Source organism: Aromatoleum petrolei (assembly GCF_017894385.1).
Taxonomy (GTDB): Bacteria; Pseudomonadota; Gammaproteobacteria; order Burkholderiales; family Rhodocyclaceae; genus Aromatoleum; species Aromatoleum petrolei.
In genome coordinates, this window is the sequence record NZ_CP059560.1 from 4,784,273 (window position 1) to 4,798,748 (window position 14,476).

Below are 14,476 nucleotides of genomic sequence, written 5' to 3' on the forward strand. Positions count from 1 at the left end.
CTGTATTTATATTGATTGCCTGTTCAAGGTAAACCCTTCAGACTTTCGCCCTCCTGTTTTGAGTCAGAGGAATTCATGCCCAAGGTCGGAATGCAGCCGATCCGCCGGTCGCAGCTGATCGAGGCCACGCTCAAGGCGGTCGACGAGGTCGGCCTCGGTGACGCCAGCATCGCCTACATCGCACGCCTCGCCGGGGTGTCGAACGGCATCATCAGCCACTACTTCCGCGACAAGAACGGGCTGATCGAGGCGACCATGCGCCACCTGATGCAGGCGCTGGGCGAGGGCGTGCGCACGCGGCGCGCAGCGCTCTCCGACTCGCAGCCGCGTGCCCATCTGCGCGCAATCATCGAAGGAAACTTCGACACCAGCCAGGTGAGCGGGGCGGCGATGAAGACCTGGCTCGCCTTCTGGGCCAGCAGCATGCACCACCCCTTGCTGCAGCGCCTGCAGCGCATCAACGACCGGCGCCTGTACTCGAACCTGTGCGGCGAGTTCCGCCGCGCGCTGCCCCCGGAGCTCGCGCGCTCCGCTGCGCGCGGCCTCGCTGCGCTGATCGACGGCCTGTGGCTGCGCGGGGCGCTGTCGGGCAAGGCCTTCGACACCGAACAGGCGTTGCAGATCGCCTACGAGTACGTCGATCTGCAGCTCGCGAAGGCCTGAGCAAGCCCCTCGATAGACCACCGCCTGCCGAGCGGGCAGGCCGCGGGACGTCCTCTTCAGGTGCCGTCCATCGCCGCGCTTTCGCCTGCCGCCGCCACGTGGTCGCGCGCAGAACCGCCCCGGTCGTTTTTTTGGCTGAGCGTTCAATCCCCAGCACGTAGCCTTGGCTCCGAGATCCCGCACCGTGCGAAACGCGGCGCGGATACCCGGTCAGAGGAGTCGTCATGCCCCGTTTCAATGAACAACAGCTGTATATCGACGGCCGCTACGTCGCGGCAACCAGCGGTGCCAGCTTCGAAACCGTCAATCCGGCCAATGGCGAGGTGTTGGCCCGCGTGCAGCATGCCAGCCAGTCCGACGTGGACGCAGCGGTGCGAAGCGCGGCGGCCGGCCAGGCGACATGGGCCGCCATGACGGCGATGCAGCGTTCGCGCATCCTTCGCCGCGCGGTGGAGATCCTGCGCGAGCGCAACGATACCCTCGCCGAGCTCGAGACGCTGGACACCGGCAAGCCGCTCGCCGAGACGCGCGCCGTCGACATCACGACCGGTGCAGACGTGCTGGAATACTACGCCGGCCTGGCACCGGCGATCGAAGGCGCGCAGATCCCGCTGCGGGAGACGAGCTTCGTCTATACGCGCCGTGAGCCGCTCGGCGTCGTCGCCGGCATCGGCGCATGGAACTACCCGATCCAGATCGCGCTGTGGAAGTCCGCGCCCGCACTTGCCGCGGGCAATGCGATGATCTTCAAGCCCAGCGAGGTCACGCCGCTCACCGCGCTGAAGCTCGCCGAGATCTACACCGAGGCGGGACTCCCGGATGGCGTCTTCAACGTGCTCACCGGCAGTGGCCGCAAGGTCGGGCAGTGGCTCACCGAGCACCCGGGCATCGCCAAGATCTCCTTCACGGGCGGCACCGCGACGGGGAAGAAGGTCATGGCCAGCGCGTCGGGCTCGACGCTCAAGGAGGTGACGATGGAGCTTGGCGGAAAGTCGCCGCTCGTCGTGTGCGCCGACGCCGACCTCGATCGCGCCGCGGACATCGCGGTGATGGCGAATTTTTTCAGCTCCGGCCAGGTATGCACCAACGGCACGCGCGTGTTCGTGCCGCGCGCCCTGCAGGGCGAATTCGAGGCGCGCGTGTTGGCGCGTGTGGCGCGCATCCGCGTCGGCAACCCGATGCACGAGCGCACCAACTTCGGTCCGCTGGTGAGCTTCAGCCACATGGATAGCGTCCTCGGCTACATCGAAAAGGGCCGGGCAGAAGGTGCGCGCCTGCTGTGCGGCGGCGCGCGGATCGTCTCCGGCGACTGCGAGCGCGGCGCCTACGTCGCCCCCACGGTGTTCACGGACTGCACGGACGAGATGAGCATCGTGCGCGAGGAAGTCTTCGGCCCGGTGATGAGCATCCTCGTCTATGACGATGAGGAGGAGGCCGTGCGTCGCGCCAACGCCACCGACTACGGGCTCGCCGCCGGCGTCGTGACGTGCGATCTCGCCCGCGCGCACCGCATCATCCATCGCTTGGAAGCGGGCATCTGCTGGATCAACACCTGGGGCGAATCGCCGGCCGAGATGCCGGTGGGCGGCTACAAGCAGTCCGGCATCGGACGCGAGAACGGCCTCACGACGCTGGAGCACTACACGCGGCTGAAGTCAGTGCAGGTCGAACTGGGCGAGTTCCACTCGGTGTTCTGAGCCCTCCCGAGGACGAAAACGTGAAGAAAGAATACGACTACATCATCATCGGGGCCGGTTCCGCCGGCAACGTGCTCGCCGCACGCCTGACCGAGGATGCCGACGTCAGCGTGTTGCTGCTGGAGGCGGGCGGCCCGGACTACCGCCAGGACTTCCGCACCCAGATGCCGGCCGCGCTGGCCTACCCGCTGCAGGGCCGCCGCTACAACTGGGCCTACGAGACGGACCCCGAGCCGCACATGAACAACCGGCGCATGGAGTGCGGGCGCGGCAAGGGGCTGGGCGGCTCGTCGCTGATCAACGGCATGTGCTACATCCGCGGCAACGCGCTGGATTTCGACAACTGGGCCACGGCGCGAGGGCTGGAGGACTGGAGCTATCTCGACTGCCTGCCGTACTTCCGCAAGGCCGAATCGCGCGACATCGGCGCCGACGCCTACCACGGGGCCGACGGTCCGCTGAGCGTCGCGACGCCGAAGCCAGGCAACAACCCGCTGTTCGAAGCGATGGTGGAGGCGGGCGTGCAGGCGGGTTTCCTGCGCACCGGCGACCTCAACGGCTACCGGCAGGAAGGTTTCGGGCCGATGGACCGCACCGTGACGCCGCAAGGGCGCCGCTCCAGCACCGCGCGCGGCTACCTCGATCAGGCGCGCGAGCGGGCCAACCTTGCCATCGTCACCCACGCGCTCACCGACCGCATCCTCTTCAGCGGCAAGCGCGCGACCGGTGTCGCCTACCTGCAGGGCGACAGCAGCGAGCCGCTCACCGTGCACGCCCGCCGCGAGGTCCTGCTGTGCGCAGGCGCGATCGCCTCGCCGCAGATCCTGCAGCGCTCGGGCGTCGGCCCCGCGCCGCTGCTGCGCAGCCTCGACATCGCGCTCGTGCACGACTTGCCGGGGGTCGGCGCGAACCTGCAGGACCACCTCGAGATGTACCTGCAATACGCGTGCAAGGAGCCGGTGTCGCTGTATCCGGCGCTCAAGCTGTGGAACCAGCCCGCGATCGGCGCGCAGTGGCTGTTCAGCGGCACGGGCATCGGCGCCAGCAACCAGTTCGAGGCCGGCGGGTTCATCCGCACGCGCTCGGCGTTCGCGTGGCCGAACATCCAGTTCCACTTCCTGCCGGTCGCGATCAACTACAACGGCAGCAATGCCGTGAGCGAGCACGGCTTCCAGGCGCACGTCGGCTCGATGCGCTCGCCCAGCCGCGGGCGCGTCCATGTGAAGTCCAAGGACCCGCGCGAGCACCCGAGCATTCTCTTCAACTACATGAGCACCGAGCAGGACTGGCAGGAGTTCCGCGACGCGATCCGCATCACCCGCGAAATCATGCACCAGCCGGCGCTCGACCCTTACCGCGGCCGCGAGCTCAGCCCCGGCCTCGATCTCAGGAGCGACAGCGAGCTCGACGCCTTCGTCCGCGCGCGTGCGGAAACCGCCTTCCACCCCTCGTGCTCGTGCAAGATGGGCGAGGACGATTTGGCCGTCGTGGATGGGGAGGGCCGCGTGCATGGCCTGCAGGGGCTGCGTGTCGTCGATGCGTCGATCATGCCGCTGATCATCACCGGGAACCTCAACGCCACCACCGTCATGATCGGCGAGAAGATCGCCGACCGCATCCGTGGGCGTGAGCCGCTGCCGCGGAGCGACGCGCCTTACTACGTCGCGGGGGAAGCGCCGGTGCGCGGGCGTCCACAGCGCAGCGCGATCGAAGCGCGGCAACGCGGCCATGAAGTGGCGCAATAGCTAATTCAGAGGCTCCCAGGCACCCATGACGAGCATGGGTGTCTGGTAATCGAGCGGGGATACTCTAAGGCGCCTGCCGCACCGGAATCAGTTGGCCCGGAGTGGGCCATACGCCGCGCTCGACCAGCCGCGCATTCTCGAACACGAGCCAGCTCTGCGCGCCGTAGTGAGGCAGGGGGCGCAGCAGTGCACGGAGTGCATCCGCGTCCCGCGCCGAAACCACTGCCAGTGGTGCGCCGGATCGGTGCGGAATGGTCCATGCTTGGGCGCTGCCGCGATTGCTCAGATGCTCGGGCCGCGGCGGCAGGCCGGCCTTCTTCAGCACCGCATCCACGTCCGCGTGCACACCGGCCAGCAGCACCGGCCCGTTCGCCTTGCCGATGTCGCCCACCTCGATAGCCTGCGGCTCGACCTCGAACAGGCGTCGGGACAGCGCGACGGCCGCTTCACGTACCTCGGGTGCAGCGGAGGCCTGCGCCAGATGCGGCGCGCGGGTGATGATCCACTGCCGCAGGATGGGCGGCAACTGCTCCGGCCCGAGCATTCGCCAGACCTGCAGCTCGGGATCCAGGCGCACGCCCGTGGGGGGCGCGTCCATCTCCAGCATGACCGCCTCGCTCTCCCCCGCGACGTCGATCCAGCGCGTCTCCTCACGGTCGGGGAAGACAAGCTGCACCGGCAGGTGCAGGGCATAGGCGGGGCCGTTCTGTGCCACGCTGAGCGTCAGTCGCGCGCCCCCTTCCGCGCGGCGGGCATCGGCGGCGGTGATCGTGACCGCCGGGCCGCCGGCGCGGCCGACCCACTGCTGGAAGAAGGCATCGAGAGGCCGGCCCGAGGCGCGCTCGAAGGCCGCCTGAAGGTCTTTCCAGGAGGCGGTGCGGAACTGCTGCGTTTGCCACAACGCACGGATGCCGCCGCGGAAGGCGTCCTCGCCGATGAGGTCGCGGAGCATCACGAAGAGCATCGCGGCCTTGCCGTAGCCCACGGCCGCCGCCGCACCATGAGTGCGAGAGCGGAAGTCGGCCAGTGCCTGCTGGTCGGCGGCGGGCACGGCGGCGAAATCGCGCAGCCATCCCAATCGCATCGCGCGTGCCGCTTCGGCAGACTCCGATTCCTTGTAGGCGTAGTCCGCCATGAAGGTGGTCAGTCCTTCCGCCCAGTTGCCGCGGGCGTAATCGACGTAGACGCCGTTGCCCCACCAGTTGTGCAGCACCTCGTGTCCGAGCGAAGTGGCGCGGATGAAGGGAAGTTTCAGCACTTCGGCGCCGAGGTAGGTCAGCGTCGGCAAGCCGAAGCCGGTAGGGAGCGGGCTCGCGACCACCGAGAACTCGGTGAACGGATAGGGGCCGATCTCGGCCTCATAGCGTTCGAGGTAGCGGCGGGTGTCGTCCAGGTAGCCGTCGGTGAGGCCGGGGATGGCATCCAGATCGCGGAAGAAGTAGGTGCGCAGGCGCACGGGTTCTGCGGATGCCCGCGGCATCATCCTCTCGCGGACGACCCAGGGGCCCGCCATGAGGTCGATGCCGTCGGCCGGCTGGGCGAATTCGAAGCGCGCGCGGTAATGTCCCGGCCCGTGGCCCGAACCGGCGGGCGCGATTTCCTCGGACCGCAGCCGTCCAGGCACCAGCGCCCGCTGGTCTCCCGGCACCGTCAGGGTCACGCGGTATGCGAACAGCGCGGCGGGCCGTGGATACCAGGCGCCTCCGGATGGCAGGAAGCTGCCTCCGGGCGAAGCCGCGGGCGACAGGCCTTGCAGCACGTCGCGGTGATCGAGCGTGGGGTCCAGGGCCGGCAAGGTGCCGGTGTATTCGAGATGCAGCGTGTCCGCGGCCGGAGGCAGCGTCACCTGCCACGTGCGGATGAATCCATGGCGCCCGCCCGGGCGGACTGCGACCGGTTTGCCCCGGGCTGTGGCAGCGGTCACTTCCAGGGCTTCGTGCAGCTCGAAATGGAAATCACGCGAGGCCGGGCTTACCTCGGCTCGCACCGTGAGGCGGCGCGTGCCGGGATCCAGTTCGACCGCGAGCTCCAGACTCGGCGAGGCCGCCCGCGCCGCGGACGCGAAGAGGAGCAGCGCAGGGATCAGGACAGCCACGAGGGCCGAGGTGATTCGCGGGCGGAAACGCGCCTTCATGGCGCCGGAGGGAATTTGACGACCAGATCGAGCGTCTCGTCGCCCCGCTTCACGCGGACCGGCAGCCATGTGCCCGGCGGTTGCCCGCGAACCGATGCGGACACCGAGCGCGACTGTTTCACCGGACGCCCCGCGACTTCCACCAGACGGTCGCCGTTCTTCAGACCCGTCCGTTCGGCGAGGCTGCCGGCGGTGACCTCGACGATGCGCACGCCGCCGTCCTCATCTTCCAGGCGCACGCCCAGCCGGGGCGGCTCCGGCTGGGCGCCGGCCTGCACGGGTAGCGCGAACACGGCGTCCGCGAGGCCTGCGCGAACCGTATCGCAATCGAAGTCGGCCGGCAGGGGCAGCAGGGCGCCGATGCGGGTGACGCCGAGGTCGCGCAGCTGGTGCGGCACCCCATCGCCGAAACGGATATGGCCGCTGCCCATGATGCCGACGACAAGGGGCTTGTCCCCAGCCGGGCCCGGCTTCAGGGATCGGGCCAGGACCTCGGCCATCGCCCGGTCCCAGGTGGTCTGGGACTCGACGAAATAGCCGAACGCCGCGTCGCTCTGCGCCGCCTTCCCGTCCTTCCTGTCATTGCGTGGCGGATGTTCGCGATACGCCCGAAACAGATGGTCCCGATAGAGCTCCGTCGGTGTCGCCGGACGCCCCACGCCTTCCCGCTCTCCCGGCGGGACCGCGTCCCAACCCTTGTCGGCGATGGCGCGGGTGAGTGCCTGATCGACGTTCAGTGCCACCATGCGGATACGGTTGATGCGGGCGAACTCGAAGAGCGGCAGGTACAGCTCCGCCGGCGCGTTCCATACCTTGCCCCATTCGGACTGCTGCAGAAACTCCTTGACCGTGAGTTTGCCGGCCACCCAGCGGTCCAGCGCCGGCTGCACACGGCGCGGGAACATCTCGAAACCGATGACCATGTTCGGGCGCTGAACATGGAGCGCGGCCAGTACCTGCGCTTGCCAGCGGTGGTGGTCGGCCACATCGTGGAGCTCCCCCAGCAGCACGACGTCGCGCTGCGCGATCTCGCCCAGCAGCGGCAGGGCGCCCGCGACGTGCGGCCGCTCGCCGTCGAGGGTGTGCCAGGCGGCGGGCGTGAGGCAGGTGGAAGCGGCGGTCGTGGAATGCGCCTCGCGGGCGACGGCCACGCCATCGAGACCCAAGGCCGCAAGGGTGATGGCGACCATGAACAGGCGAGAGAGGTTCGAGTTCATCGCGTTCCGGGAGAGGGAGGCATGAGTCGGATTGCATTGTGCATGCCGAGTTCCCCGCGCAGCGGACATGGCAAGTGCCACTTGCCGCAATGCGAAGACGTCGTACGTGCGAGCCCCGCCGCTCGGTGCCGTGGCCCTTGCGCGCGAGCGGGTCATGCGGCCAATACGGCCCTCGCAGCCCCCGCAGCGTATACGGAACCGGTGACGCACAGCAGCGCATCGGGCGGCAGATCGAGGAGCGTCTCCCTCACGGCCTGTTGCGGGTCTTCGATGATCCGCACAGGCAGATCGGGATAGCGCTGCCGGAGCCAGCCGACGATCACGATGGGGTCGAGCGAACGCTGCCGGTCGGCGCGCGTGGCGACGAGCGAATCGGCTTTGGACGCGAGTATCGGGAGCAGCGTCGCGAGGTCCTTGCCGGACGAGATGGACACGACCAAATGGCGTTCGCGACAGCTCAGCGTGTCGAGCGCGCGCATCAGGGCGCGTGCGGAGGTTTCGGTGTGGGCACCGTCGGCGACTACCCAGGGGGCGCGTCGGAGAATTTCGGTGCGCCCCGGCAGTGCGACCTGCGCGAGGCCGTGTCGTGCGGCCTCCGCGAGTTGCGGCAGCGGAAGCAGGTCGGCGTGGCGGATGCAGGCGATCGCCATTGCGGCGTTGCCGGCGAGATGGGGACCCAGCACGGGCAGCGCGAGATCGAGCGCCAACGGACCGCAGTCGACGCGCAGCGCGAGGCCGTTCGTGTCGGCCCGCATCACCTCCGTGGCGAACTCGGTGCCGAGGCGGTGCAGCGCTGCGGCGCAGCGCGTCGCCTGCGCCTCGACGACGGCGAAGGCCTCGCGGGGCAGCTCGCCGATCACCACCGGGGTCCAGGGCTTGATGATGCCGGCCTTCTCGCCGGCGATCGCCGCCAGCGTCGTGCCCAGTCGGTCCGTGTGTTCGAGTTCGATGCTGGTGATGCAGGACACGAGCGGGGAGACGATGTTGGTGGGATCGCGCCGTCCGCCGAGCCCGACCTCGATCAGCGCGACGTCGACGCGCTCGCTCGCGAACAGCGCGAAGGCGATCGCGGTCGCGAAATCGAAGAAACCCGGCGGATACGCATCGTGGAGCAGCTCGGCGAGATGGGGTCGGACGCGCTCGGCCGCGGCGACGAACCCGGCTTCGTCGATCTCCCGCCCGCCGACGCGATATCGCTCGCTATACCGCTGTAGGTGCGGCGAGGTGTAGCTGCCGACGCGCAGACCGGCGGCGCCGAGGATTGCCTCGCACAGCAACACCGTGCTGCCCTTGCCTTTGGAGCCGGCGACGTGGATGGACCGTAGCGCCCGCTGCGGGTTGCCGATGCGGGCAAGCAGCCTGCTCACCGGCTGCAGCGCTAGCTCTGCCGGCGGGCAGGGGCGGCCCACTTCGGCCGCGACGAGCGCGTCGATCAGCCGGGCCAGGTCGTCGCCATCGCGCAGCGGCCGGGCGGCCGCTTCCGCAATACCGGCCGGGAAACTCATCCCCACGCGGCCTCCATCAGCCCCTGCGGCACCGGGAGGCCGTGCTGGCGGCATGCCGCTTCCAGCGTGTTGAGCAGCAGGCAGGCGATGGTCATCGGTCCGACGCCGCCCGGAACCGGCGTGATGGCACCGGCGACTTCGGCAGCGCTTTCGAAGTCCACGTCACCGACCAGTCGGCCCTTGCCGTCCGGTGTGTCGATACGGTTGATGCCGACGTCGATCACCGTCGCGCCCGGCTTGATCCAGTCGCCGTGGACCATGCGCGGACGGCCGACGGCGGCGATGAGGATGTCGGCGCGGCGGCATTCGTCGGCCAGGTCGCGAGTTTTCGAATGGGCGACCGTGACCGTGCAGCTTTCGCGCAGCAGCAGCGCGGCCATCGGCTTGCCGACGATGTTCGAGCGCCCCAGCACGACCGCGCGCAGGCCGGACAGGTCGCCTAGCCGGTGCTTGAGCAGCATGAGGCAACCCAGCGGGGTGCAGGGGACCATGCCGTCGCCACCGGTTGCGAGGGCGCCCGCATTGAGCGGGTGGAAGCCGTCGATGTCCTTCTCCGGGCGGATCGCGTTGATGATCCGGTCGGCGTCGACCTGCGGCGGCAGGGGCAACTGGACGAGGATGCCGTGAACGGCCGGATCCTCGTTGAGCCGGGCTATCAGTTCCAGCACTTTTTCCTGCGGCACGCTGTAGGGCAGGCGGTACTCGAACGAGGCCATCGAGGCTTCGCGCGCCTGACGCGCCTTGTTGCGGACGTAGACCTGGCTCGCCGGATCCTCGCCGACGAGGATGACGGCGAGGCCGGGGGTGAGGAGGTGTTGTTCCCGCAGGCGCACGACCTGGCGTCCGATCTCGGTGCGCAGGCGTTCGGCGGCTTGCTTTCCGTCGATGATCTCGGCTTTCATCCAGCTCTCCCTGCTCAGCGGAACACGATGGTCTTGTTCCCCGTGAGGAACACGCGGTGCTCGATGTGGTACTTGACGGCGCGGGCGAGGGCGAGGCATTCGGTATCGCGGCCGACGGCGACGAGGTGCTCCGGCTGGTAGGTGTGATCGACGCGCTCGACGGCCTGCTCGATGATCGGACCTTCGTCGAGGTCCGAGGTCACGTAGTGGGCGGTCGCGCCGATCAGCTTGACCCCGCGGTCATGCGCCTGGTGATAGGGTTTGGCGCCCTTGAAGCCGGGCAGGAAGGAGTGGTGGATGTTGATCGCGCGGCCCGAGAGCTTGTGGCACAGGTCCTCGGACAGCACCTGCATGTAGCGTGCGAGCACGACCAGGTCGGAGCCGGTCTCGGCGACGATCTCGAGCAGGCGCGCTTCCTGCGCCGCCTTCGTGTCGGGCGTCACCGGCAGGTGATGGAAGGGGATGCCGTGCCAGTCGGCGAGACGCTTGAGATCCGGATGGTTCGACACGATGGCGGGTACCTGCATCTTCAATTCGCCGGTGCGCATGCGGTAGAGCAGATCGTCGAGGCAGTGATCGAACTTCGACACCATCAGCAGCACCTTCGGGCGCACCAGCGTGTCGTGCATCTCCCAGGTGAAGTCCTCCTCGGCGCGGGGCAACTCATCGCCGAAGGCGCGCTTGAGCTCGTCGAAGGAGGGCGTGCGGCCGGATGTCGTCGAGAACACCGTGCGCACAAAGAAGCGTCCGGTGAGGATCTCGTCGAACTGCTGCATCTCCATGATGTAGCAATGGCGCTCGGCCAGGAACGACGAGATGCGGGCGACCGTTCCGATCACGCCCTTGCAGCTCGCCTTGAGTACGTAAATGTTCTTGCCTTCGGTCATGACCGACATCGCGCGTCTCCTGAATGTAGCGTTGTGTCCACCCCGGTCGTGCGAGGCGGCTCCTGTGTCCCTGTGTGGCCGGCAACTGTTGGCCGTCGCCCAATTTAGTCTTCCGGTCAGCACTCGCCTGTCTGGTTGCGACGGGTTCTGATCGCCCTACGACAGCCGCGTCAGTGCTGACGATGGCGGCGATCGCGGGCAGATCGGGGTGTCGCGTTTGGACATGAGCGGGTCGTTGAGACGCCTGCCAGTTGCGGGGGGGCGGCCTAACCTGTGCCGCATCGGGTCCGCTGCGGTCGGCACCCGCAACGACCTGAAGGAGAAGACGAGATGACGGAGCAGTTCGACGACGACGAGGATTTCGACCTGGCATCGCTGCCCGATGACGAGCTCATCGAGCAGGTGCACGACGATCTCTACAACGGCCTGCGCGAGGAGATCGTGGAGGCGACCAACATCCTCCTGTCGCGGGGCTGGAGCGCGAGCCGGGTGCTCGACGAGGCGCTGGTCGAAGGCATGCGCATCGTGGGGGTGGATTTCCGCGACGGCATCCTGTTCGTGCCCGAAGTGCTGATGGCGGCCAATGCGATGAAAGGCGGCATGGAGATCATCCGTCCGCTCTTGGCCGACACCGGCGCGGAGACGGTGGGCAAGATCGTGATCGGCACGGTGAAGGGCGACATCCACGACATCGGCAAGAACCTGGTGGCGATGATGATGGAAGGGGCGGGCTTCGAGGTGATCGACATCGGCATCAACATCCCGGTGGAGACCTACATCGAGGAGTTGGAGAAGCACAAGCCGGACATCCTGGGGATGTCGGCGCTGCTGACGACGACGATGCCGTACATGAAGGTCGTGATCGACACGCTGAAGGAGAAGGGCCTGCGCGACGACTACATCGTGCTGGTGGGCGGGGCGCCGCTGAACGAGGCCTTCGGCAAGGCCGTCGGAGCCGACGCCTACTGCCGCGATGCGGGCGTGACGGTGGAGACCGCCAAGGCGCTCATCCAGCAGCGACGCGCCGCCTGATTCGGGACAAGGAGGCCCTGGCATGGAGCCCGTCCTGATCATCGCCTGCGGTGCGCTTGCACGCGAGCTGAAGGCCGTGATTGCCGCGAACGGCTGGCAGCACGTGCAACTGCACTGCCTGCCGGCGGATCTCCATAACCGCCCCGACCGCATCCCCGAGGCCGTGCGTGAGCAAATCCGGGCGAGCCGAATACGCTTCGCGCGCATCCTCGTTGGCTATGCCGACTGCGGCACCGGTGGGCTGCTCGACCAAGTGCTCGAAGAGGAGGGCGTCGAGCGCCTGCCCGGCGCGCATTGCTACGAGTTCTACGCGGGCACCCCGGCCTTCACGGTGCTCGCCGACGCCGAACCGGGCAGTTTCTACCTGACGGATTTCCTCGTGCGCCACTTCGAGCGGCTCGTGATCCGGGAACTCGGCATCGAGCGGCACCCGGAACTCGCGTCGGAATATTTCGGCAACTACCGCCGCCTGGTCTACCTCGCGCAGTCGGAGGACGCGCAGTTGCTGGAACAGGCGCGGGACGCCGCGAAGCGGCTCGGCCTCGAATTCCATTATCGGTTCACGGGCTACGGCGACCTCGAAGGGGCCGTCGTCCGCTTCCATCGACAGCCAGGACGCAACGCCCGCAGGGAGCAGGATTCATGGCAAAGCTGATTGTTGTGCAGTGGCGTGACATCCCTGCGCAGGTGATCGTCAAGAACGGGCGGGAGAGCGCGAAGGTGCAGCTTTCCGAGCGCTTCCAGGTGGCGATAGATCGCGCCGCGATGCGCGCCGGCAAGGGTAGCTCCGAGGCCTATCTCGAAGACTGGCAGCGACTGCCGCCGCGCGAGTGTGGAAGCGAGCTGCAGGCCGAAGCGGCCGCCGAGGCTGCGCGCATCGAGGCGCGTTATAGCGACGGGGACCTCGAAACCCTGGTACGGGCGAAGGGCGTAGCGGTCGCGCAAGACGCCGCGAACTAGAAAACGACATCAACAAACAGCCACGCTGCCGCGCCAACGACGGCGGTGGACGAAGGAGACATTCATGTACGCAGTACGCCGGTGGGTGGTCCGACACTCACGGGGTTTCGAGATGATCTACAACGCATTCGAGCCGGTCATCGCGCGGCTCGATCCGCTGTGGCGCAGCGTCGGATACGCGCGCGCGGAGAGGCCGGTGGCGAAGGTCGAGCGGGCCATCAAGGGCTTCCTGTTCGATTGCAAGATGTGCGGCCAGTGCGCGCTCAGTTCGACGGGGATGTCCTGTCCGATGAACTGCCCCAAGACGCTGCGCAACGGCCCCTGCGGCGGCGTGCGCGCGAACGGGCATTGCGAGGTCAAGCCGGAGATGAAATGCGTGTGGGCCGAGGCCTGGGCCGGTAGCCAGCAAATGAAGTCCGGCAAGAAGATCCACGTCGTGCAGAAACCGGTGGACAACCGGCTGCGCGACACATCGTCCTGGTTGCGCGTCGTGCGCAAGATCGCTGAACAGCGGGCCGGGCAGGGAGAGCAGAAATGATCTTCGACGACGAACCGACCCCCGGCGAAGGACTCCCGATCCTTCCGGGCCATGTCTCGCCGGGCCGCCTGGAGCGCGTGTTGCGCGCGGGCAAGTTCGCGGTCACGACCGAGATCGATCCGCCCGATTCGGCGGATCCCGACGAAGTGTTCAAGCGCGCGGCGATCTTCGACGGCTACGTCGACGCGATCAACGCGACCGACGGCTCCGGTGCGAACTGCCACATGTCGAGCGTCGGCGTGTGTTCGCTGCTGACGCGCCGCGGCTACGCGATGGTGATGCAGATCTCGTGCCGTGACCGTAACCGCATCGCGATCCAGGGCGAGATCCTCGGCGGCGCGGCGATGGGCGTCGCGAACATCATGTGCCTGACCGGCGACGGCGTGCAGGCGGGCGACCATCCGCAGGCGAAACCGGTTTTCGACCTCGATTGCATGTCCTTGCTGGAGATCGCCCGTGGCATGCGCGACGATGCCCGTTTCGAGAGCGGGCGCAAGCTCGCGTTGCCGCCGCGCGTGTTCCTCGGCGCCGCGGAAAATCCCTTCGCGCCGCCCTTCGACTGGCGCCCGCACCGCCTCGCGAAGAAGGTCGCGGCCGGCGCGCAGTTCATCCAGACGCAGTATTGCTACGACATCCCGCGGCTCAAGGCCTTCATGTCGCAGGTGCGCGATCTGGGCCTGCTCGAAGGGCCGAACCGCGTGTACATCATGGTCGGCGTCGGTCCGCTCGCGTCGGCCAAGAGCGCGACATGGATCCGCGAGCACGTGCCGGGCGTCCACATTCCGGATAGCGTCATCAAGCGCCTGGCCGGCGCCGAGAAGCAGAAGGCCGAAGGCCGGCAGCTGTGCATCGACCTGATCCAGGAGATCCGCGAGGTCGAAGGTGTCAGCGGCGTCCACGTGATGGCTTACCGCCAGGAGGAGGCGGTGGCGGAAATCATCCAGAGCTCGGGCGTGCTGGAGGGACGCGTGCCGTGGTATCCGGGGCGTGACTCTCGCTCCGGGAAGCAGAAACGCGAGACCTGCCCAGCGCACTAGGGTCGGTGGCGGACGGGCATGGCTCGTCCGCCCGGTCCCGCCGCAACACCCTTTCTGGCGCCGCCGCTGTCCTCGTCGCGGCGCAGACGGGCTCCCGACCGCCCGTCAAACGCCCGAAGCGCCCCACGGTGATCCTGCGTGACCGGCTGTTGGCGGAAT

Annotated in this window: 13 protein-coding genes; 8 read left to right on the forward strand and 5 right to left on the reverse strand. The window is 68.0% G+C overall.

Translation table 11 applies throughout. From position 1 onward, the window contains the following. Nucleotides 1–75: 75 nt before the first annotated feature. From betI to betA, 3 genes are all read left to right on the forward strand, one after another. Entirely contained in the window at nucleotides 76–663 is a 588-nt protein-coding gene (betI, locus tag ToN1_RS21890) for a transcriptional regulator BetI (RefSeq protein ID WP_169204773.1), read from the forward strand. Between the two features lie 224 nt (nucleotides 664–887). Next, nucleotides 888–2,360 (forward strand): betaine-aldehyde dehydrogenase, encoded by a 1,473-nt coding sequence (gene betB / locus ToN1_RS21895; protein WP_169204774.1) that lies wholly within the window; start codon nucleotides 888–890, stop codon nucleotides 2,358–2,360. A gap of 20 nt (nucleotides 2,361–2,380) precedes the next feature. Next, nucleotides 2,381–4,105: a choline dehydrogenase gene (gene betA, locus ToN1_RS21900; protein ID WP_169204775.1), complete on the forward strand. Its 1,725-nt coding sequence runs from the start codon at nucleotides 2,381–2,383 to the stop codon at nucleotides 4,103–4,105. Between the two features lie 64 nt (nucleotides 4,106–4,169). Here the strand turns inward: betA and ToN1_RS21905 are convergent, their stop codons facing one another. From ToN1_RS21905 to purU, 5 genes are all read right to left on the reverse strand, one after another. Further along, nucleotides 4,170–6,239 carry a M1 family metallopeptidase gene (locus tag ToN1_RS21905; protein WP_169204776.1) on the reverse strand — a complete coding sequence of 690 codons (2,070 nt, stop codon included), beginning with the start codon at nucleotides 6,237–6,239 and terminating at the stop codon, nucleotides 4,170–4,172. Further along, nucleotides 6,236–7,456, reverse strand: a complete 1,221-nt coding sequence (locus ToN1_RS21910) for a ChaN family lipoprotein (RefSeq protein ID WP_169204777.1) — start codon at nucleotides 7,454–7,456, stop codon at nucleotides 6,236–6,238. Before ToN1_RS21910 ends, ToN1_RS21905 begins: the two co-directional genes overlap by 4 nt. Nucleotides 7,457–7,608: 152 nt before the next feature. Further along, on the reverse strand, nucleotides 7,609–8,961 hold the full coding sequence (locus ToN1_RS21915; RefSeq protein ID WP_169204778.1) for a bifunctional folylpolyglutamate synthase/dihydrofolate synthase: 1,353 nt from the start codon (nucleotides 8,959–8,961) through the stop codon (nucleotides 7,609–7,611). After that, on the reverse strand, nucleotides 8,958–9,863 hold the full coding sequence (gene folD / locus ToN1_RS21920; protein ID WP_169204779.1) for a bifunctional methylenetetrahydrofolate dehydrogenase/methenyltetrahydrofolate cyclohydrolase FolD: 906 nt from the start codon (nucleotides 9,861–9,863) through the stop codon (nucleotides 8,958–8,960). Before folD ends, ToN1_RS21915 begins: the two co-directional genes overlap by 4 nt. Nucleotides 9,864–9,877: 14 nt before the next feature. Beyond that, the gene (gene purU, locus ToN1_RS21925; RefSeq protein WP_169204780.1) at nucleotides 9,878–10,759 is read right to left on the reverse strand and encodes a formyltetrahydrofolate deformylase; all 882 of its coding nucleotides are present in this window, start codon (nucleotides 10,757–10,759) and stop codon (nucleotides 9,878–9,880) included. Between the two features lie 321 nt (nucleotides 10,760–11,080). On the opposite strand from purU, the gene ToN1_RS21930 reads away from it, so the two are divergent. From ToN1_RS21930 to ToN1_RS21950, 5 genes are all read left to right on the forward strand, one after another. Next, nucleotides 11,081–11,782 carry a corrinoid protein gene (locus ToN1_RS21930; RefSeq protein ID WP_169204781.1) on the forward strand — a complete coding sequence of 234 codons (702 nt, stop codon included), beginning with the start codon at nucleotides 11,081–11,083 and terminating at the stop codon, nucleotides 11,780–11,782. Nucleotides 11,783–11,804: 22 nt separating this feature from the next. After that, the gene (locus ToN1_RS21935; protein ID WP_169204782.1) at nucleotides 11,805–12,437 is read left to right on the forward strand and encodes a DUF1638 domain-containing protein; all 633 of its coding nucleotides are present in this window, start codon (nucleotides 11,805–11,807) and stop codon (nucleotides 12,435–12,437) included. Further along, nucleotides 12,425–12,742 carry a virulence factor gene (locus ToN1_RS21940; protein ID WP_018992439.1) on the forward strand — a complete coding sequence of 106 codons (318 nt, stop codon included), beginning with the start codon at nucleotides 12,425–12,427 and terminating at the stop codon, nucleotides 12,740–12,742. The genes ToN1_RS21935 and ToN1_RS21940 overlap by 13 nt, the downstream gene beginning before the upstream one ends. Before the next feature lie 64 nt (nucleotides 12,743–12,806). Then, the gene (locus tag ToN1_RS21945; RefSeq protein WP_018992440.1) at nucleotides 12,807–13,280 is read left to right on the forward strand and encodes a methylenetetrahydrofolate reductase C-terminal domain-containing protein; all 474 of its coding nucleotides are present in this window, start codon (nucleotides 12,807–12,809) and stop codon (nucleotides 13,278–13,280) included. Further along, the gene (locus ToN1_RS21950; RefSeq protein WP_169204783.1) at nucleotides 13,277–14,317 is read left to right on the forward strand and encodes a methylenetetrahydrofolate reductase; all 1,041 of its coding nucleotides are present in this window, start codon (nucleotides 13,277–13,279) and stop codon (nucleotides 14,315–14,317) included. Before ToN1_RS21945 ends, ToN1_RS21950 begins: the two co-directional genes overlap by 4 nt. The last annotated feature ends 159 nt before the right edge of the window (nucleotides 14,318–14,476 follow it).

Coding starts and splice junctions, on each gene's coding strand:
- ToN1_RS21950 (WP_169204783.1), top strand. CDS start 13,277: ATGATCTTCGACGACGAACCGACCCCCGGCGAAGGACTCCCGATCCTT.
- purU (WP_169204780.1), bottom strand. CDS start 10,759: ATGTCGGTCATGACCGAAGGCAAGAACATTTACGTACTCAAGGCGAGC.
- ToN1_RS21930 (WP_169204781.1), top strand. CDS start 11,081: ATGACGGAGCAGTTCGACGACGACGAGGATTTCGACCTGGCATCGCTG.
- ToN1_RS21905 (WP_169204776.1), bottom strand. CDS start 6,239: ATGAAGGCGCGTTTCCGCCCGCGAATCACCTCGGCCCTCGTGGCTGTC.
- folD (WP_169204779.1), bottom strand. CDS start 9,863: ATGAAAGCCGAGATCATCGACGGAAAGCAAGCCGCCGAACGCCTGCGC.
- ToN1_RS21910 (WP_169204777.1), bottom strand. CDS start 7,456: ATGAACTCGAACCTCTCTCGCCTGTTCATGGTCGCCATCACCCTTGCG.
- ToN1_RS21915 (WP_169204778.1), bottom strand. CDS start 8,961: ATGAGTTTCCCGGCCGGTATTGCGGAAGCGGCCGCCCGGCCGCTGCGC.
- betB (WP_169204774.1), top strand. CDS start 888: ATGCCCCGTTTCAATGAACAACAGCTGTATATCGACGGCCGCTACGTC.
- ToN1_RS21940 (WP_018992439.1), top strand. CDS start 12,425: ATGGCAAAGCTGATTGTTGTGCAGTGGCGTGACATCCCTGCGCAGGTG.
- ToN1_RS21945 (WP_018992440.1), top strand. CDS start 12,807: ATGTACGCAGTACGCCGGTGGGTGGTCCGACACTCACGGGGTTTCGAG.
- betI (WP_169204773.1), top strand. CDS start 76: ATGCCCAAGGTCGGAATGCAGCCGATCCGCCGGTCGCAGCTGATCGAG.
- ToN1_RS21935 (WP_169204782.1), top strand. CDS start 11,805: ATGGAGCCCGTCCTGATCATCGCCTGCGGTGCGCTTGCACGCGAGCTG.